14 protein-coding genes, 1 rRNA gene and 1 pseudogene are annotated in these 19,539 nt (G+C 71.9%); 7 read left to right on the top strand and 9 right to left on the bottom strand.

Going from position 1 to position 19,539, the window contains the following annotated elements:
- Window positions 1–127: 127 nt before the first annotated feature.
- Window positions 128–2,950 (bottom strand): preprotein translocase subunit SecA, encoded by a 2,823-nt coding sequence (gene secA, locus H300_RS0119850; protein WP_028428807.1) that lies wholly within the window; start codon window positions 2,948–2,950, stop codon window positions 128–130.
- A gap of 197 nt (window positions 2,951–3,147) precedes the next feature.
- Between secA and H300_RS0119845 the strand changes: the two genes are divergently transcribed.
- Both H300_RS0119845 and H300_RS0119840 read left to right on the top strand, forming a co-directional pair.
- Window positions 3,148–3,726, top strand: a complete 579-nt coding sequence (locus tag H300_RS0119845; protein ID WP_028428806.1) for a GNAT family N-acetyltransferase — start codon at window positions 3,148–3,150, stop codon at window positions 3,724–3,726.
- Between the two features lie 98 nt (window positions 3,727–3,824).
- Window positions 3,825–4,988, top strand: coding sequence for a DNA glycosylase AlkZ-like family protein (locus H300_RS0119840; protein ID WP_028428805.1), 1,164 nt, complete (start codon window positions 3,825–3,827; stop codon window positions 4,986–4,988).
- A 70-nt stretch (window positions 4,989–5,058) separates the two neighbouring features.
- On the opposite strand, the gene H300_RS0119835 is transcribed toward H300_RS0119840, so the two are convergent.
- The 7 genes and pseudogenes from H300_RS0119835 to mtnA all read right to left on the bottom strand — a co-directional run bounded on the left by H300_RS0119835 (window position 5,059) and on the right by mtnA (window position 13,452).
- Window positions 5,059–5,808 carry a response regulator transcription factor gene (locus H300_RS0119835; protein ID WP_028428804.1) on the bottom strand — a complete coding sequence of 250 codons (750 nt, stop codon included), beginning with the start codon at window positions 5,806–5,808 and terminating at the stop codon, window positions 5,059–5,061.
- Window positions 5,809–6,003: 195 nt separating this feature from the next.
- Window positions 6,004–6,699: a ribosome hibernation-promoting factor, HPF/YfiA family gene (gene hpf, locus H300_RS0119830; protein WP_028428803.1), complete on the bottom strand. Its 696-nt coding sequence runs from the start codon at window positions 6,697–6,699 to the stop codon at window positions 6,004–6,006.
- A 421-nt stretch (window positions 6,700–7,120) separates the two neighbouring features.
- Entirely contained in the window at window positions 7,121–7,690 is a 570-nt protein-coding gene (locus tag H300_RS0119825) for a ComF family protein (RefSeq protein WP_486583956.1), read from the bottom strand.
- Between the two features lie 251 nt (window positions 7,691–7,941).
- A complete protein-coding gene (locus H300_RS0119820) occupies window positions 7,942–9,744 on the bottom strand; it encodes an LpqB family beta-propeller domain-containing protein (protein ID WP_486583955.1) in 1,803 nt (600 codons plus the stop codon).
- A gap of 13 nt (window positions 9,745–9,757) precedes the next feature.
- Window positions 9,758–11,596 carry an MtrAB system histidine kinase MtrB gene (gene mtrB / locus H300_RS28075; RefSeq protein WP_078516159.1) on the bottom strand — a complete coding sequence of 613 codons (1,839 nt, stop codon included), beginning with the start codon at window positions 11,594–11,596 and terminating at the stop codon, window positions 9,758–9,760.
- A gap of 64 nt (window positions 11,597–11,660) precedes the next feature.
- Window positions 11,661–12,338, bottom strand: a complete 678-nt coding sequence (gene mtrA, locus H300_RS0119810) for a two-component system response regulator MtrA (protein ID WP_028428800.1) — start codon at window positions 12,336–12,338, stop codon at window positions 11,661–11,663.
- Window positions 12,335–13,452: pseudogene (gene mtnA / locus H300_RS28070) on the bottom strand (S-methyl-5-thioribose-1-phosphate isomerase). The gene mtrA and the pseudogene mtnA overlap by 4 nt, the downstream one beginning before the upstream one ends.
- A 110-nt stretch (window positions 13,453–13,562) precedes the next feature.
- On the opposite strand from mtnA, the gene H300_RS0119800 reads away from it, so the two are divergent.
- From H300_RS0119800 to H300_RS0119780, 5 genes are read left to right on the top strand one after another with little or no spacing between them, the layout of a single operon-like run.
- A complete protein-coding gene (locus tag H300_RS0119800) occupies window positions 13,563–14,819 on the top strand; it encodes a DUF7847 domain-containing protein (protein WP_028428799.1) in 1,257 nt (418 codons plus the stop codon).
- A gap of 4 nt (window positions 14,820–14,823) precedes the next feature.
- Entirely contained in the window at window positions 14,824–15,516 is a 693-nt protein-coding gene (locus H300_RS0119795) for a DUF4129 domain-containing protein (protein ID WP_078516163.1), read from the top strand.
- Entirely contained in the window at window positions 15,513–16,793 is a 1,281-nt protein-coding gene (locus H300_RS28065) for a DUF4350 domain-containing protein (RefSeq protein WP_051270234.1), read from the top strand. The genes H300_RS0119795 and H300_RS28065 overlap by 4 nt, the downstream gene beginning before the upstream one ends.
- Window positions 16,757–17,755, top strand: a complete 999-nt coding sequence (locus tag H300_RS0119785) for an AAA family ATPase (protein WP_051270233.1) — start codon at window positions 16,757–16,759, stop codon at window positions 17,753–17,755. Before H300_RS28065 ends, H300_RS0119785 begins: the two co-directional genes overlap by 37 nt.
- A gap of 18 nt (window positions 17,756–17,773) precedes the next feature.
- Window positions 17,774–19,084: a DUF58 domain-containing protein gene (locus H300_RS0119780; protein ID WP_028428796.1), complete on the top strand. Its 1,311-nt coding sequence runs from the start codon at window positions 17,774–17,776 to the stop codon at window positions 19,082–19,084.
- Between the two features lie 212 nt (window positions 19,085–19,296).
- Here H300_RS0119780 and rrf read toward each other — a convergent pair.
- A 5S ribosomal RNA gene (gene rrf / locus H300_RS0119775) occupies window positions 19,297–19,413 on the bottom strand.
- Window positions 19,414–19,539: the final 126 nt, after the last annotated feature.

Raw genomic sequence — 19,539 nt, 5'->3', positions numbered from 1 at the left:
GTCACACCCCGGCGGGGCCGGGACCGGCCGCAGGTGCCCATGCCGTACGACGGCCCGGGCCGGGTGCATCCTCACGGAGCACCCGGCCCGGGCCGGAAACGCGCTGCGACGGCCGCCCGTCAGCCGGTCACTTCTTGCGCCGGCGACCGCCGCTCTTCTGCGCCTTGCGGCGCTCCGCGCGGGTCATGCCGTCCGACTCGGAACGGGCGGGACCCTCCTCGTTGCTGAAGTCGCCCTCGACGACACCGCCCTCACCGTCCACCGTGGGAGCGGAGAAGTGCAGCCGGTCCGGCCGCTGCGGAGCGTCCAGGCCCTTGGCCCGGATCGCCGGCCGGCCGCCTGCCGGCACGGCCTCCTGCTCCACGCCCGCGCCCTGCGGCGCCTCCTCGGTGTCCTGCACCGGGACCTCCTCGACCTGCCGCTCGACCTGGACCTCCAGGTTGAACAGGTAGCCGACGGACTCCTCCTTGATGCCGTCCATCATGGCCTGGAACATGTCGTAGCCCTCCCGCTGGTACTCGACCAGCGGGTCCTTCTGGGCCATCGCCCGCAGGCCGATGCCCTCCTGGAGGTAGTCCATCTCGTAGAGGTGCTCGCGCCACTTGCGGTCGAGCACCGAGAGGACCACGCGACGCTCCAGCTCGCGCATGATGTCCGCGCCGAGCTGCTCCTCGCGCGCGTCGTACTGCTTGTTGATGTCGTCCTTGACGGTGTCGAGGATGAACTCCGCGGTGATGCCCTCGCGGTCGCCGACCTCCTCCTCCAGGTCCTGGACGGTGACGGACACCGGGTAGAGCTGCTTGAACGCGCCCCACAGCCGGTCCAGGTCCCAGTCCTCCGCGAAGCCCTCGACGGTTTCCGCCTGCACGTAGTCCTCTACGGTGTCCTCCATGAAGTGACGGATCTGCTCCTGCAGATTCTCGCCCTCCAGGACCCGGCGGCGCTCGCCGTAGATGACCTCGCGCTGCCGGTTGAGCACCTCGTCGTACTTGAGGACGTTCTTCCGGATCTCGAAGTTCTGCTGCTCCACCTGCGACTGGGCGGAGGCGATGGCGCGGGTCACCATCTTGTTCTCGATCGGGACGTCGTCCGGGACGTTCGCCATCGCCATCACGCGCTCGACCATCTGGGCCTTGAACAGCCGCATCAGATCGTCGCCGAGGGAGAGGTAGAACCGGGACTCGCCCGGGTCGCCCTGGCGGCCGGACCGCCCGCGCAGCTGGTTGTCGATCCGCCGGGACTCGTGGCGCTCGGTACCGAGCACGTAGAGCCCGCCCAGCCGGGTGACCTCCTCGAACTCGGACTCCACCGCGCGCTCCGCCTGCTCGAGCGCCGCGGGGAGGGCTGCGGCCCACTCCTCCAGGTGCTCGTCCGGGTCGAGCCCCTTCGCGCGCAGCTCGTCCTCGGCGATGGCCTCGGGGTTGCCGCCCAGCTTGATGTCGGTGCCGCGACCGGCCATGTTGGTGGCGACCGTGACCGAGCCCTTGCGGCCCGCCTCAGCGACGATCTGAGCCTCGCGCTCGTGGTTCTTCGCGTTCAGCACCTCGTGCGCGACACCGCGCTTCTTGAGCTGCTGCGAGAGGTACTCCGACTTCTCCACCGAGGTGGTGCCGACCAGGATCGGCTGGCCCTTCTCGTGCTTCTCCGCGATGTCCTCGACGACCGCGTCGAACTTGGCGACCTCGGTGCGGTAGATGAGGTCCGCCTGGTCCATCCGGATCATCGGGCGGTGCGTCGGGATCGGCACCACGCCCAGCTTGTAGATCTGGTGGAACTCGGCCGCCTCGGTCATGGCGGTACCGGTCATGCCGGAGAGCTTGTCGTAGAGGCGGAAGAAGTTCTGCAGGGTGATAGTGGCGAGGGTCTGGTTCTCGTCCTTGATGTCCACCCCCTCCTTCGCCTCGATCGCCTGGTGCATGCCCTCGTTGTAGCGGCGGCCGGCCAGGATACGGCCGGTGTGCTCGTCGACGATCATGACCTCGCCGTCGATGACGACGTAGTCCTTGTCGTTCTTGTAGAGCTCTTTGGCCTTGATCGCGTTGTTGAGGTACCCGACCAGCGGGGTGTTCACCGACTCGTAGAGGTTGTCGATACCCAGCCAGTCCTCGACCTTGGAGACGCCCGACTCGTGGATACCGACAGTCCGCTTCTTCTCGTCGACGTCGTAGTCGCCGGTCTCGGGCTTCTGCAACCGGACGTCGGCCGGCTCGCCCTTCTCCAGACGCTTGACCAGCTTCGCGAAGTCGCCGTACCACTTGGTCGCCGAGTCGGCCGGCCCGGAGATGATCAGCGGGGTCCTGGCCTCGTCCACCAGGATCGAGTCCACCTCGTCGACGATGGCGAAGTTGTGGCCGCGCTGGACGAGTTCCTCCTGCGACCAGGCCATGTTGTCGCGGAGGTAGTCGAAGCCGAACTCGTTGTTCGTGCCGTAGGTGATGTCGCAGTTGTACTGCTCGCGCCGTTGCGCCGGGGTCATGTTGGCGACGATGCAGCCGATGGACAGACCCAGGAACTTGTGGATCCGGCCCATCATCTCGGAGTCGCGCTGGGCGAGGTAGTCGTTGACCGTGATCAGGTGGACGCCCTTGCCGGAGAGCGCGTTGAGGTAGGTCGGCAGCGTACCGACCAGGGTCTTGCCCTCACCCGTCTTCATCTCGGCCACCAGGCCGCGGTGCAGCGCTGCGCCGCCCATCAACTGGACGTCGTACGGCCGCTGGCCCAGCACCCGTTTCGCCGCCTCGCGGACGGTGGCGAAGGCCTCCGGCAGCAGGTCGTCGAGACTCTCGCCGCCCGCGTAGCGCTCCTTGTACTCATCGGTCAGCGCACGCAACTCGACGTCGGAGAGGTCGACGAAGTCCTCTTCGATGGAATTCACCTGGTCCGCGATGCGGTGCAGCGTGCGCAGGATCTTGCCTTCGCCTGCACGCATGAGCTTGTTGAAGACGGACACTGAGGTTGGTCTCCTTGCCGGTCGGGCCTGGCACGGTCGGTGCGGTGGCGCGGTGTGCGGTCTCTTCGGACGCATGACTCATCACGCATGTGGCCATGCCGCACCGGCCATCGTATGCGAGGGGCGGCGGCCCCTGTACCCCCAACGTGTCGGGGGCCCGGAAGGTGCCGCCCGGTCCCCCCGTCACAATGCCCGTCATGGAACCCGTCACACTCCGAACCGAACGTCTGTCGCTGCGGCCGCTGGAGCGGCGCGACGTGGACGCCGTCCTCCGGGCCTGCCAGGACCCGGACATCGGCCGCTGGACCCCGCTGCCGGCCCCGTACCGGCGCACGGACGCGGAGAACTTCGTGCTGTACGCCGACCCCGCCGGCTGGCGCGACGACACCATGTACAACTTCGGCGCCTTCACCAGCGAAGGTGCGCTGGTGGGGTCAATGGCCCTGGTCAGGCTCGCCCTCAGCGGCCCGGAGCGGCAGGCGGAGCTGGGGTACTGGACGGCGGCGGAGCACCGCCGGCGCGGATACGCGGCGGAGGCCGGACGCGCGGTCGCGGACTGGGCCTTCACCGCCCTGGGCGTTGAGCGCCTGGAGTGGTGCGCCCAGGTCGGCAACGCGGGATCGCGCGAGGTGGCGCTGCGCATCGGCTTCGCCATGGAGGGCGTCCAGCGGTCCCGGATCGTGCACCGTGGGGTCCGGCGGGACGCCTGGGTGGCCGCCCTGCTCCCGTCCGACCTCGGCCGGGAGCAGGCCACCCCGTACGTGCCCTCCCCCTGACGCCCGGGGCGGCCCGGGACCCCGGCCGCCCCCGCGGAGGCACCCTCCGCCCCAGCGCACGGAAGGGAGCTGTCGGTGACCGGTCCTACGCTGTGCGGATGACGACTTCACCGCTGCCGCTCTCCGCGGACGAGGCCCGACGGCTGGCGCTCCGCGCGCAGGGCCTGCTCGGGGCCCCGGACCGGAAGGCCGGCGCTGCCGGGGTGCTGCGCAGGCTGGGCGCGGTCCAGCTGGACACCATCTCGGTACTGGCCCGCTCGCACGAGCTGGTGCCGTACGCCCGGTTGGGAGCGCTCAGCCGGACGGCCGTCGAGTCCGCCTACTGGTCGGGCGGGCGTTCCTTCGAGTACTGGTCGCACGCCGCCTGCATCCTGCCGATCGAGGAGTGGCCGCAGTTCGCCTTCCGGCGGCGCGAGCGGCGGGCGAGGGGCCACCGGTGGCACCGGCTCGCCGACCGGGAGGCCTCGTGCGCGGCGGTGCGGGACCGCCTGAGGACGGACGGCCCGCTGACCACCTCCGAGCTTGGCGGGGCCAAGAAGGGCGGCGAGTGGTGGGACTGGTCGGAGACCAAGATTGCCGTGGAGTGGTTGCTGGACACCGGCGAGGTGGTCTGCACCGAGCGGCGGGCCTGGAAACGGGTCTACGACCTCGCGGAGCGGGCGATCCCGCCGGAACTGCTCCACGACGACCTCGACGACCTCGAGTGCGTCCGGCGTCTGGTGGGGCAGGCAGGCTCCGCTATGGGCGTGGCCACCCGGTCCGACCTGGCCGACTACCACCGGCTCCGCACCGAGCAGGTGGACGAAGTGATCGGCGAGACCGGCCTGGTACCGGTCGCGGTGCAGGGCTGGGGGAAGGCCGCCTGGGCCGCCCCGGAGGCCCTGGCCACGGTGCCCCGCGGGCGGCACCGCACCACCCTGCTGTCCCCGTTCGACTCACTGGTCTGGGACCGTCCGCGGACCCGGCGGATCTTCGGGTTCACCCACCGGCTGGAGGCGTACGTCCCCCGGCCCGAACGGGTGCACGGATACTTCGCGATGCCGCTGCTGGCCGGCGGGCGTCTGCTCGGCCGGGTCGACCCGGCCCGGGAGGGCCGCACGCTGGTGGCCCGCCAGCTCTCCATGGCGGGTCCGTCGGCAGTGGCCCCGATGGGAGCGGCCCTGCGGGAGGCCGCCTCCTGGGTGGGCTGCGAGGACGTGCGCGTCGAGCGCTGCGACGACGCCGCCCTGGCCGCCCGGCTCACCGCGCAGTTGCGCGGCTGACCGGCGCGCGGGGCGCGGCACTCGCCACCTGCTCACGGCGGGGGGCGGTCACGGCCAGGGACGGGGCCCGTCAGCGGATCTCCAGGATCTTCTCCCGCATCGCGTAGACCACGGCCTCCATCCGCGAGTGCAGCTGGAGCTTCTCCAGGATGTTACGCACGTGGTTCTTCACCGTGTTCTCGCTGATGAACAGCTCCTTGGCGATGTCCCGGTTGTTCATCCCAGTGGCCACCAGCTTGAGAACCTCCAGCTCGCGGTCGGTCAACCGGGGGGCGGGAACGAGCTTGCTCTCGTCGGTGCGCTGGATCATCGACTTGAACTCGGTGAGCAGCTTGGCGGCCATCGAGGGGCTGATCTGGGACTGGCCGTCCGCCACGGCCCGGATCGCGGTGGACACCTCGTCGGTGGAGATCTCCTTCAGGAGGTAGCCGGTCGCACCCGCCTTGATGGCGTCGTAGAGGTCGGCCTCCTCGTCGCTGATCGTCAACATGATGATCTTCGCACTCGGAGCCACTTCCTTGATCGCCGTGCAGGCCTCGATACCGCCGCGGCGCGGCATGCGCACGTCCATCAGAACGATGTCCGGCAGCAGGTCGGCCGCCTTGTCCACGGCCTCCGCTCCATCCCCGGCCTCACCGACGACCTGGATGTCCTCTTCCTGGGCCAGAACGATCTCCAACCCCCGGCGGAACAGGGCGTGGTCGTCGACCACGAGCACCCGGATGGGTTCCTCCCCGGGCGCGCAGGTGCTCTCCCCGGGCGCGACCGCGTCGCTCTCCCCGAACGCGTCGCGCATCGCGGGACCGAAGCTGTCCGCCATCGTTCCTCCCCCTGCAGGCCATGCCGGTCGGCGCCAACCGGGCTGGGCAGGAGGCCGGTTGGCCAGGATGCCCATGCTATCGGGGGTGGCGGCCGCCCCCGCGCACTCGCCACCCGTCGTGTGCGGGAACGGCCGCGCACGGCCGCCTCCGGCGGGGCGTCCCACTCCGCCGGAGGCACCTGGTGGCCGGGGCTTTCAGCCGCCGAGAGCACCGCCCGCGCCGTGCGGAGCCTCCTCCGCGAACGGGTCGGGCTCGACGTGTATCACGCCGTAGTCATAGGCGTGCCGCCGGTAGACGACGCTCGGGTGCTTGGTGTCGGAGTCGACGAAGAGGTAGAAGTCGTGGCCGATCAACTCCATCTCGTAGAGCGCCTGGTCCAGGGTCATCGGTGCGGCCTTGTGGGTCTTCTCCCGGACGACCAGCGGGCCCTCGCCCTGCACGTCCAGCGGACCGATCTTGGTCACCTCGACCGCGGTGTCCTCCTCGGCGGACCGCTGCGCCAACTGGCCGTCGCCGTTGAGGGTCGCCGCCTCGGGTACCGCGCCGGCCACGTCGCTCGCCGGGATCCGGCCCGCGCCCCGGCGGGAGATGCGCTTGTCGTGCCGCCTCCGGAGGCGGGACTCCAGCTTCTCCGCGGCCAGATCGAGTGCGGCGTAGGGGTCGCCGGCCGCCGCCTCGGCACGGATCACCGGCCCGCGGTGACGCAGAGTGATCTCTACCCGGTCACAGCGCTCCGCCTGCCGCGGATTGGGCTCCCTGGACACCTCTACGTCGAGGCGGATGACCTTGGCGTCGAATTTCTGGATCTTCTCCAGCTTGAGTTTCTCGGCCACGTGCTTACGGAACCGCTCCGGAACCTCTGTCTTACGGCCCTTGACGACGATGTCCACGCAGAACTCCGTTCCCGGACCGTTCCACTCGACCGGTGGAACCCGTCCTTGGTGCACTGGAACCGGACGGCCCGGGAAGGCCCGCCGCCATCCGGCGCTACGTCGAGTTGCGACTTCCACCTCCTTCTCCCCCATCGGGAGGACCGCCACCCACTCGAAAAGAGTGGCGATCAGCAGAGCCGGGCGAACGCAGCAACCGATACGAGTTTCGCACCGCGGAACATCGTGCGATGTTCCTCACTCCGAACGTACCTCGGGTGGGGGAGGGTCGGCACCCCCTACTGACGCGTACTCCCTGCTCGTCCGGTACCTCGCTCCTTCCCCGTCCTCTCCTCGCCGAACGTCCCGCCGCCGCGGCCGGTTCCCAGCGCCCGGTTCCCCCGGGCACTCCGCCCGCGACCGGGCACCCGGAGGGGAGGGCTCACAGCACCGCGGAGACCACCGCCCCGCCCCGGACATGGCCGCCGGCGGTCCGCACCACCCGGGCAGCCTCGGCGAGCGAGGCGCCGGTCGCGAGCAGGTCGTCCACCACCAGCACCGCACGGCCCCGGAGCAGGCCCTCCGCACCTCGGCGCACGGCCAGCGCCCCCGCCAGGTTGCGGGAGCGCCCCTCGGCGTCCAGCCCGGCCTGGTCGGCCACTCCGGGCCGTTGCCGCAGGGCTGGCACCACCTGCACCGGCCTGCCGCCGCGGCGCAGTGCGCCGGCTGCGGAGCGGGCGAGGCGCAGCAGCGGATCGTGCCCCCGCGCCGCGACCGTTCGCCGGGCTGAGGGGACCGGGACCAGCAGCAGCGGGACGGCCGCGACCGGCCAGGTGCCGCAGGGCCCCGGCGGCTCCGCGCGGATCGCCTCGGCAAGGCCCGCGCCCAGAGCTCCCGCCAGCGGCAGGGCCCCCCGCTCCTTGTGGGCGAGGAGTACGGCGCGGAGCGCGTCCCGATAGGCCCCGGCGGCGAACACCGGCGGCAGCCGCGGTACGGGCCGCCCGGAATCCACCCGAACAGGTGAAGGCAGATACAGCGAGTCCCGGCATGGCCCGCACAGCACGCCGCCGGGCGCTCCGCAGCCCGCGCAGTGCGCCGGAAGCACCAGCTCGCCCAGTTCGCGCCACCATCCGCGCACGGCTCCACCCCGTCCCCGACCGCTCCGGCGGCGGGCCGGTCGCCCGCCGCTCCACCGGTCGCAACGACCGGTGCAGCGGGAACGTGCGCGGCGGCCGGAACGTCGCGGTCCGGCCTCCGGCAGGATCAGCCGGGATAGACCGGTGCGGACCCCTCCGTGGTGACCTCCTGCCAGTCGGCTCCCGGCGGCAACCGGACGATGCCCTCCTCGGAGTCCGCCAGCAGCGGTTTCTCCTCGTCCTCCGATGCCGCGACACCCTTGACGTTGTTCACGCTCGGCAGTTTCGGCGGGTTCCCGGCAGATCCGTCGGTGGAGATCACCCGGAGCCGCTGGACCCCGCCGGACTCCTTGCCGACCACCACGAGCCTGCTGCCGCCCGCCCAGGAGACGGCCACCACGTTCTCCAGCCGCGGTGCGACGAGCCGGAGCCCGGTCACCGTCACCGACGGCTCGCCGTCCGGACCGTTCTCCCGTTCCACCCGGCCCAATCGCAGCGTGGTCCGGTCCCCCTCCCGGACCAGCAGCGCGATCCTGGTGCCGTCGGCGGCCATCCGGAGAGCCTCGATCCGCCCGTCGCCGAGCCCGGGCACCTCCACCTCCTCCGGATCGCCGCGCCCGTCCCGCATCCGCAGCAGCCGCGGATCGTCCGGGTCCCGGTCCGCCACCCAGAGATCGCCCAGCCCGTCCCAGCTGGGGGCGCTCAGCCGGTCGGCCTCGCGCGGCGCCCGACTGGTCACCAGCGGGTCGTCGAATCGGACATCGGCCGAGAGGGGGTCCACGTACAGCGAGGCGCGATCGAGCGAGACACCGGCGCCCATCGTCTCGTCCCGGCTGACGGCGACGGAACCGAACGGGACCTCCCCCTTCCCGAACGGTCCCTGCACCGGGTAGGCGCGCTCCTGGTCCGCGTCGAGCGCCACCAGCCGGTGATCGCCGTCCACGAAGTAGGGCTGGGCCGCAACGCCGTTCAGCAGCCCGGGCGCATAGACCGCGGCGTCGTCCCGGTTCTGCCGGCACAGCGCACGGCCGCGCTCGTCAGCCAGCGTCACCCGGTCCACCCGGGTCGCCGACTGCTGGTCGACGGTGTGAAGCAACTGCGCGGCCATTCGCGCGCACTGCCGCTCCCCCACGCTCAGCCGGCTCCCCTCCGCCTCGGCCGCCAGCCGGACCTCCAGCGCGCCCGAGTCGTCGAGCGACAGACGGCGGTTGGGCACCAGCCGCACCCCGCTGGGAAACGCCGAGGTCGCCACGGCACCCAACCACTGGGTGGGCCCGTTCAGCAGCGCGCGCACGGTGTCCGTGACCAGGTCGATCCGGCGCCGCAGGTACACCGGATCGGCGACCAGGACGTTGCGACCCTCCGGGATCTCGGCCGCCTCCGCCCCGAGCGAGGCGAAGAAGTAGGTGTTGACCGAGCGGTAGATCCGCTCGAAGTCGGAGTCACCGACGACCAGCCCGTCGGGAACCCCGTCGATGCGCCACTCCTCGCCTTCCTTGGCCAGCCGGAACTGCTCAAGGTAGGCGCCCTCGCCCGGGCTGTAGGCATGCCGCTCGTCCACCTGCGCCACCCGGCTCCCGGTGACCTCGATGGTGAACTCCTCGCCCAGCGCGTCCGAGCCAACTCCCTCGGGCCGCACGTCCGGTGCGCCCTCCACCACCGTGATGCCCGCGAACGGCTTCCACTGCGCGGCCGCCGACCTCGTCAGGTACTTGCGGGCCGTCTCGAAGTCCTCCTCGTCACTCGTGGTGGCCTCCAGGAAGCCCCGCACGATCTGCGTCGGCAGCTCGCCCTTCTGCGGGCTCACCCCGAAGACCCTCACCTGGGAGTCGGCATCGCTCCGCTGGAGGGAGTCGATCTTCCTGACCTCGCCCCCGGACGGCATCGAGGCGCAACCGGAGAGCAGCAGTCCGGCAGTCAGGGCCGCCACCGTCCTTAGGCGATCAGTCCGCACCCCTGCTCCCCTCGTCGTCCCTCTCGATGGCCACGCTCCGGCCACCGGCTGCCACGGCGCCCGTGGTGCCCCCACCCGCCGGGAGCGGCCCGGCGCGGCGTCGGGAGTCCGGGGGCTCCAGCGGGATCGGCGACCCGTTGAGTGCCTCACCGGCCGTGCCGGGCAGCGTCAGCCGGAACTGCGAGCCCCCGCCCGGTTCGCCCCACGCGTGCAGCCAGCCACCGTGCAGCCGGGCGTCCTCGATCGCGATGGACAGCCCGAGCCCGGTGCCCCCCGTCGTACGCGCCCGGGCGGGGTCGGCGCGCCAGAAGCGGTTGAAGACCCGCTGGGCCTCGCCCGCTTTGAGTCCGACGCCGTAGTCCCGCACCGCGACCGCGACCGCTCCGTGGCCCTGGGCGAGCGTGACGACGACGTCCCGTCCCTCGCCGTGCTCCACCGCGTTCACCACCAGGTTGCGCAGCACCCGCTCGACGCGGCGGCTGTCCGCCTCCGCCACCACCGGCTGCTCGTCGCCACGCACCAGCAGGCGGCTGCCCTTGGCATCGGCCAACGGCTGCGCCCCCTCGACCACCCGCTGCACCGTCTCCCGCAGGTCGGTGGGCGAAGCCTCCAGCGCGGCGGCTCCGGCGTCGAACCGGCTGATCTCCAGCAGCTCGGACAGCAGCGCCTCGAAGCGGTCCAACTGGCCGAGCAGCAGCTCGGCGGAGCGCGCCGTCACCGGGTCGAACTCGTCCCGGGCCTCATGGATGACGTCGGCGGCCATCCGGACGGTGGTCAGCGGCGTGCGCAGCTCGTGCGAGACGTCCGAGACGAACCGGCGCTGCATCCGGGAGAGCTCCTCCAACTGCTGGAACTTGAGCTGGAGGTTCTGGGCCATCTTGTTGAACGCCTCGCCCAGTCGGGCGATGTCGTCCTCGCCGGTCACCTTCATCCGCTCGCGGAGCCGGCCCGCCGCCAACCGCTCCGAGATGCCCGCCGCCATCCTGACCGGGGTCACGACCTGGCGCACCACGAGCCAGGCGATGGCTCCCAGCAGCACGACCACGAAGAGCCCGGCCGTCGCGAGGGTGCCTCTGACCAGGGTCAGGGTCTTCTCCTCCTGGTCGAACGGGAAGAGGTAGTAGAGCTGGTACGGGTTGCCGTTGACGTCGTTGAGACGCTTGCCGATGATCAGGGCGGGCTCGGTGTCCCCGGAGGTCCAGACGATCTCGCCGTACTGCTGGTACGAACTCGGCTCCGCGTCGAGTGTCTCGCGCAGGTCGGCTGAGACGCTCTCCTCGGGGCGCACGTCTCCGGAGGCGCGGGGCCCGCGGGTGTTCGCCGTCGCGTCGGCGACGAACGGGGCCACCTCGTCCTTGGAGCTCAGCGCCACCACGGTGTACACACCCTGGCCTCCGCTGGCGAGCTGCTGCACCAGTTGAGTCAGCCAGGTCGCCGCGTTGGTGATCGTCGGGCTCCCCCCGGGTTCGGTCTCCGGGTCCCCGCTGGCGGCGCGGTCGGCGGAGTCGGTGGCCGCCGAGAACCCGCCGGCGGCCTGGCTCTCGGCCGCCTGCTTCTTGGCGTCCAGCAGCCCGTTGCGCACCTGGCCGATCACCACGAGCCCGAGCAGCAGCACCACCGCCAGCGACATGAGCAGGGTCGCGGCGACCACTCTGAGCTGGATGTTCCGCCGCCAGAGCCGGAGCACCGGCAGCAGGGGCCGCCGGATCCACCGCAGGAACATCCGGGTCAGCGGATGCGCCCTGCTGCCGGTGGCCTTGGCCCCCTCCGCCAGCAGCCCGTCGGAGAGCAGGTACCCGCTGCGCCGGACCTGCCGAAGGACGGACATCGCCGACTTCGGGTTCCCTTTCCGCTCCGGCTCCTCCTGCGGAGCAGGAGACTGCGCGGACACGTCAGCCCGGTCCGGCCTTGTAGCCGACGCCGCGCACGGTCACCACGATCTCCGGGCGTTCCGGGTCCGTCTCCACCTTCGAGCGGAGACGCTGCACGTGAACGTTGACCAGCCTGGTATCGGCGGCATGCCGGTAGCCCCAGACCTGTTCGAGCAGCACCTCGCGGGTGAAGACCTGCCACGGCTTCCTGGCCAGCGCCACCAGGAGGTCGAACTCCAGCGGGGTCAGCGCGATCGACCGCCCGTCCCGCTTGACCGAGTGCCCGGCGACGTCTATCACCAGGTCAGCGATGCTGAGCTGTTCGGGTGCCGGCTCCTCCGAACGGCGCAGCCGCGCCCTTATCCGGGCGACGAGTTCCTTCGGCTTGAACGGCTTGACGATGTAGTCGTCGGCCCCGGACTCCAGTCCGACCACCACATCCACGGTGTCGGTCTTGGCGGTGAGCATCACCACCGGCACTCCCGACTCCGCGCGGATGAGCCGGCAGACCTCGATACCGTCCCTGCCGGGCAGCATCAGGTCCAGCAGCACCAGGTCGGGCTTGGTCTCGCGAAAGGCGGCGAGCGCCTTGTCCCCGTCCGACACGAACGACGGTTCAAAGCCTTCGCCGCGCAGCACGATGCCGAGCATCTCTGACAGTGCGGTGTCGTCGTCGACGACAAGGACGCGTCCCTTCATGCGTTCATCATCCCATTACCTGATCGTGAGGTTCCCGCCGGTGACGTGGAACACAGCCCGGCCACTCCTGCTGCGGTGACCGGGGACACCACACCGGCGTCCGTCACCAACGCGGTGATCAATTCCGACGGGGTCACGTCGAACGCCGGACTGTACGCCTGGGCGCCCAGGGGCGTCACCGGCATGCCCGGGGCCAGTTCCGTGACCTCGCTCCCCGCACGCTGCTCCACTTCGATCCCGTCCCCCTCCTCCGTCGCGAGGTCCACCGTAGTCACGGGCGCCACCACGACGAACGGCACCTGGTGATAGCGGGCCAGCACGGCCAGCGGACAGCTTCCCACCTTGTTCGCCACCGAGCCGTCGGCCGCGATGCGGTCCGCCCCGATCAGCACCGCGTCGACCTCCCCGGCGGCGAACAGCGAACCGGCGGCGCCGTCGGTGAGCACCGGCCCTCCCGTGCGGCCTCGTAGGCGGTCAGTCTGGCACCCTGCAGCAGCGGACGCGTCTCCCCCACCCACAGCCGACGCAGCTCCCCGGCCCGGTGCACCTCCCGGACCACCCCGAACGCGGTACCCTCCCCGCCCGAGACCAGCCGGCCGGTGTTGCAGTGGGTGAGCAGGCGGTGGCCGCCCCCGGGCAGCAGCTCCCGCAGCAGAATGCTGCCGTGCCGCGCCATCCGGCGGCCGGACTCCGCGTCCTCGCGGTGCAGCGACCGCGCCTCTGCCAGCGCGAGTGCGGCGGACCGCTCCGCGGTGGCCCCCTCGCGGAGCGCGCGTTCGTGGACACCCACCACGCGTTCGACCCCGTGGGCCAGGTTGACCGCGGTCGGCCGGGCGGCCGCCAACTGCCCGGCCGCCTCCTGCACGTCGAACCCGCGGGCCGCCGCCAGCGCCACGCCGTAGCCGCCGGCGATACCCAGCAGTGGGGCGTCGCGCACCGTGAGCGACCGGATGGCACCGATGAGGGCGGGCACGTCCGTGCAGACGAACCCGGTCTCCTCGTGGGGAAGCCGGGTCTGGTCCAGCAGCACGCGGACCGGCCCCTCGGGAAGTTCGTCCCACCGCAGCACCGGAACAGCCACCGAGCCGTGGACCGGCGCAGTGTGATCAGCCATTCGCCAAGTGTGCCCGGTCGCACGGCGAAGGGGCAGGGCCCGGTACATCCGGACGACCGCCGTGGCACGATGGCTGCCAACCAGTGCTCATAAGACCGAGGTGAACCGCAGTGAACGAGTCTCCGGGCTGGGCCTCGCCCGGGTCGTCCCCGTCCGAACCTCCCCGCGACCGTGCGCCGAAGCACGACGACGAACGGGAACAGTCCCCCGAGCAGAGCGCCCCCGAGGGCGCTCCCGCCGCCTGGTCCGCTCGGCAGCCCCCGGGCGCGGAAGCATCGCCGCAGGGGAGCGCCCCGGCGTGGGGGGCGCCGCCGTCCGCCGGGCCGCCCACCGGCTGGGGCGGCGGAGGCGGCGCCTGGCAGCACGCCCGGGCGGCGAAGCCCGGTGTGATCCCGCTGCGCCCGCTCGGCGTCACCGAGATCCTCGACGGGGCCGTATCGACGATGCGCGCCCACTGGCGCCCGGTCCTCGGCATCGCGCTCGGCATCGCGGTCGTGATCCAGTTGATCTCCACCGTGGTCACCGGTGTGTGGTTCCGCGACCTCACCGACCTCACCAGCATCCAGAACGACCCGAACCCGAGCATGTCCGAAGTGATGGACGCGCTCAACGGCACCATGGTCAGCGAGAGCATCGCGATGCTCGCCACCATGATCGGGACGGTGATCGTCACCGCGATGCTCACCATGGTGGTCAGCCGTGCGGTGCTGGGCCGGTCGGTGTCCGTTGCCGAGGCCTGGAACGACGCCCGGCCGTTGCTCCTGCGCCTGCTCGGCCTGACCCTGCTGATCACCGTGATCGTCCTCGGCGCTCTCCTCGTGTGCACCCTGCCCGGGTTGCTGCTCGCCTCCCTGGGCTCCCCGGCGGCCGGCGCCGGCCTCGCCCTGCTGGGGATCCTCGGCGGCGTGCTACTGGCCGTGTGGCTCTGGGTGAAGCTCTGCCTGGCTGCCCCCGCGCTGATGCTGGAGCGACAGGGAGCGGTGCGCGCCCTCCGGCGCTCCGCCAAGCTCGTCCGCGGCGCCTGGTGGCGCGTCTTCGGCGTGCAGATCCTGACCCTGCTGCTCGTCACCGTGATCGGCTTCGTCGTCTCGCTGCCCACCACGGCGGTCGCGACCCTCTTCACGGGCGACGGCGGGGAGGGTTTCCTCACCGGGCAGACCACTCTGACCTGGCCGTACCTGATCATCGTGGGAATCGGCTCCGTGCTGGTCTCCACCGTGACCCTGCCGTTCAGCGCCGGGGTGGGCGCCCTGCTCTACATCGACCGCCGCATCCGGCGGGAGGGGCTCGACATCGAACTCACCCGCGCCGCCGAAGGCCCCGCGGGCGGCCCCGGTGGCGGGGACGACGGCGCGCCGCGCCGCTGATGCCATGACGGGAACCACCAGCCGGCTCAGAGGCGTGCCGCGGGACCACGACACCGACGGTGACACACCGCTCGTGATCGACCGCGGGAGCGCCCGTGAGGCGGCCGAACGGGAGCTGTCCGACCCCGCGTACCAGGAGAACGAGCCCGGCCTGCTCAGGCAGGCCCTCGACTGGGTACTGGAGCAGCTCGGCGCACTGCTCTCCTCCGCCGCCGGAGTGACGCCCGGCGGCTGGTTCGGTCTGCTGGTCGTGAGCGTCCTGGCCGTCCTCCTCATCCTCGCCCTGCGACTGCGGCTCGGCAGCGTGCGCGGCGCTCTGGGCACCGGTCCCGCCGCCCTGTTCGACAAGCGGCCGGACCGCGCCTCCGCCCATCGCAGGGCCGCCGAGCAGCACGCGGCCGCGGAGCACTGGGCGGGAGCCGTGCAGGAGCGGATGCGCGCCCTGGTGCGCGAGCTGGAGGATCGCGAGCTGCTGGACCACCACCCGGGCCGCACCGCCGACGAGGCCGCCGCCGAGGCCGGACGGGTGCTGCCCGCCCACGCCGACCGGCTGCGTGCGGCCGCTCGCGCCTTCGACGAGGTCACGTACGCGGGCCGCGCCTCCGGCCCGGAGGCGTACCGCGCGCTGGCCGACCTCGACACCGCGCTGCGCAGCGCGAAACCGGCCGCCGCGAGCGAAGCGGGGGCGCCCTCGTGACGCCGCCGACGGCCACGGCGACCCGTCCTCCGGCGGAAGCGGGCACCTCCCGGTCCGTCGGGGCGGCCCGGCACTGGAGCCGCGTGCGCGGGCCGCTCCTCGGCGTCCTCGTGCTGCTCCTGGCCGGTCTGGCCGTCGCCGCCCTGAGGTCGGAGGCGCAGTACGGCGAGCTCGACCCGCGGTCCGCCGAGCGGTTCGGCAGTCGCGCGGCGGCTCAGCTGCTCACCGAGCGCGGCGTGGAGGTCTCGGTGGTGACCACCACCGAGGACGCGACCGAGGCCGTCGGTCCGGACCGGACCCTGCTGGTGACCAGCCCCGACCTGCTGAGCGACAGCCAGCTCCGCCGGCTGCGGGCCGCCTCCGCGCCCAGCGGCGGCCGGACGGTGCTGCTGGCTCCCGGCCCGGAATCAGTAAGCATCCTGGCGCCGCGGGTCGGGGCGGTGGGGCAGACGGAGGTGGAGGTCCGGCAGCCCGAGTGCGCCGCGTCGTTCGCGGAGCGCGCGGGCGGGGCCGAACTCGGCGGCTACGCCTACACCTCCTCGGCCGACACCGTGGACGCGTGCTATCCGCACGGGGAACTCCCCACCCTGCTCCGGCTGCCCGCGGGGAACGGCCGCACGAGCAGTCCCGAGGACACCGGTACTTCCGTTACTTCCGGGGACACCGTGGTGCTCGGTGCCCCCGACCCACTGTTCAACCACCGTCTCGACAGCCACGGCAATGCCTCCCTCACGCTGCAACTGCTCGGCTCGCGCCCGCATCTGATCTGGTATCTCCCCTCGCTGTCCGACCCCGCCGCCGAGGACGAGGCCGACCAGGGCCTGCTCGCACTCGTCCCCGCCGGCTGGCTGTGGGGCGCCGGGCAACTCGCGCTCGCCGCCGCACTCGCCGCCGTCTGGCGGGCCCGCCGGCTGGGCCCGCTGATCCCCGAGCGGCTGCCCGTCGCCGTCCACGCCTCCGAGACGACAGAAGGCCGTGCCCGCCTCTACCGGCTGGCCCACGCCCGTGACCGGGCCGCCGACGCCCTGCGCGCCGAGGCCAGGGCGTCCATCGCCCCCTTGGTGGGCGTCCCCGCCGCACAGGCCCACGACCCGCACGAGTTGGCCGTCGCCGTCGCCCCGCACACCGTTGACAGCAGTCGTGCCCGCACCCTGCTCTTCGGCGACCCGCCGGCCGACGACGACGCCCTCGTCCGGCTCGCGGACGAACTCGACCTGCTGCAGAGCCGGATCAGCCACTACTGCACCAACCCAGAAGAGAAGGACCGACCCTCGTGAGCGCCCCTACCGCCGAGTCCGCCCGCGCCGCCCTGGAATCCCTGCGGAGCGAGATCGCCAAGGCCGTGGTCGGACAGGACGCCGCCGTCACCGGTCTGGTGGTGGCCCTGCTCAGCCGCGGCCACGTACTGCTCGAAGGGGTCCCCGGGGTGGCCAAGACGCTGCTGGTACGGACCCTGGCAGCGGCCCTCGACCTGGACACGAAGCGGGTGCAGTTCACGCCCGACCTCATGCCCAGCGACGTCACCGGTTCGCTGGTGTACGACACCCGCAGCGCCGAGTTCTCGTTCCAGCCCGGGCCGGTGTTCACCAACCTGCTGCTGGCCGACGAGATCAACCGGACTCCGCCGAAGACCCAGGCCTCGTTGCTGGAGGCCATGGAGGAACACCAGGTCACGGTCGACGGCACCGCACGGCCGCTCCCGGAGCCCTTCCTGGTGGCCGCCACACAGAACCCGATCGAGTACGAAGGCACCTATCCCCTGCCGGAAGCCCAGCTTGACCGCTTCCTGCTCAAGCTCACCATCCCGCTGCCCTCCCGCGAGGAGGAGGTCGGCGTGCTCACCCGTCACGCGCAGGGCTTCACCCCACACGACCTGGAAGCCGCCGGCGTACAACGGGCTGCCGGACCGGCCGATCTGGAAGCCGCTCGGACGGCTGTCGCGGCGACTGCGGCCTCTGCCGAAGTCATCGGCTATGCAGTCGATATCTGTCGAGCCACGCGAGGCTCCCCCTCCTTCACCCTCGGGGCATCCCCCCGTGGTGCGACGGCCCTGCTCGCCACTGCCCGGACCTGGGCCTGGCTCTCCGGCCGGGAGTACGTCATTCCCGACGATGTGAAGGCCCTCGCCCTTCCCACCCTTCGCCATCGCGTACGACTGCGGCCCGAGGCCGAGATGGAAGGCGTGACAGCCGACAGCGTGCTCACGTCGATCCTCGCCCGCGTACCCGTTCCCCGCTGAGCCGGCACGGTCGCGACCATGGCTCTCACCGGACGTGCCGCGCTTCTGGCGGCGATCTGCTCCCTTCTCGTCGGACTGCTGCTCCCCGATTGGACCGGCCTGCTGGCCGTCCAACTCCTCCTGCTGTTCGCAATCCTGTACGACCTGGCACGCGCCGCGCCAGTGCGATCGCTCCAGTTCACCCGTTCCGGTGATACATCAGTTCGGCTCGGTTCTCCCGCGGAAGTGCAGCTCCGCCTCACGAACCCCAGCGGACGCACGCTCCGTGCCGAGCTCCGGGACGGCTGGCCGCCCAGCAGCCTCCCGCCCGGGGACAACGGCGGCGGGGCCCGGCACCGGGCCACCGTCCCGGCCGGCGAGCGGCGACGCCTGACCACCCGCCTCCGGCCCACCCGCCGTGGCGACCGCAAGGCCCGCCTGGTCACGGTCCGCTCCCACGGTCCGCTCGGCCTGGCCGCCCGCCAGGGCAACCACGAGGTGCCCTGGACGGTGCGGGTGCTCCCGGCCTTCGAGAGCCGCAAGCACCTTCCCGCGAAGCTCGCCCGCCTGCGGGAGCTCGACGGCCGGACCAGCGTGCTCACCCGCGGTGAGGGAACCGAGTTCGACAGCTTGCGGGACTACGTCCCCGGGGACGACGTCCGGTCCATCGACTGGCGCGCCACCGCCCGGCAGACGGGTGTCGCCGTGCGCACCTGGCGTCCCGAACGGGACCGGCACCTCCTCGTGGTGCTCGACACCGGGCGGACGGCAGCCGGACGCGTCGGCGACGTGCCCCGGCTCGACGCGGCCATGGACGCGGCCATGCTGCTCACCATCCTGGCCACCCGGGCCGGTGACCGGGTGGACCTGCTCTGCTACGACCGGCGGGTGCGCGCTTCCGTGCAAGGCCGCACGGCCGGCGACGTACTGCCGGCCTTCGTGAACGCCATGGCCCCGCTGGAGGCGGAGCTCGTCGAGGCGGACGCCCGGGGCATGGCTTCCGCCATCCTGCAACGGGCCCCGCAGCGCTCGCTCGTGGTACTCCTGACCGGGCTCGACTCGGCCCCCGCGGAGGCGGGGCTGCTGCCGGTGCTGCCGATGCTCACGCAACGGCACACGCTCCTGGTGGGCTCGGTGTCCGATCCCCGGGTCGCCGAGATGGCGGCGTCCCGGGGCACCGTCGACGGGGTGTACGCGGCGGCCGCCGCCGCCCGCACCCGTGCCGACCGACGCCGGGTAGCCGAGACGCTGCGCCGGCAGGGCGTCGGCGTCGTGGACACCCTGCCGGGCAGGCTGGCCCCCGAACTGGCGGACAGTTACCTCGCCCTCAAGGCCGCCGGCCGGCTCTGACAGAAGCGGAAAGAGCGGGGCCCGCACCCCTCCTCCCCTCCGGCCTCTCTGCACTCCCCGTCAGCCCCCCGAGAAGGGGGAGCCTTTCCGCGGCTGGTCTCGCCAGGGACCGAGACAAGGGAGTGGGGGCGGAGGTAGTGGAAAAAAGGGGGGCCGGGGAAACGAGAAAGAGCCCTGCCGGATGACCCGGCAGGGCTCTTCACTCAAGAATTGTTCGGCGGCGTCCTACTCTCCCACACACTCCCGCATGCAGTACCATCGGCGCTGAAAGGCTTAGCTTCCGGGTTCGGAATGTGACCGGGCGTTTCCCTCACGCTATAACCACCGAAACACAATGAAACACACACCACCCGCACACACACCCCACCCACCCGAAAACGGGGAATGACATGTGTGTGGGGTCTGGTTGCTGTCTCAGAACCAACACAGTGGACGCGAGCACCTACGGACAAGCC

The organism is Streptomyces sp. TAA040, from assembly GCF_000424845.1.
This window is presented reverse-complemented; position numbering and strand designations above follow the sequence as displayed.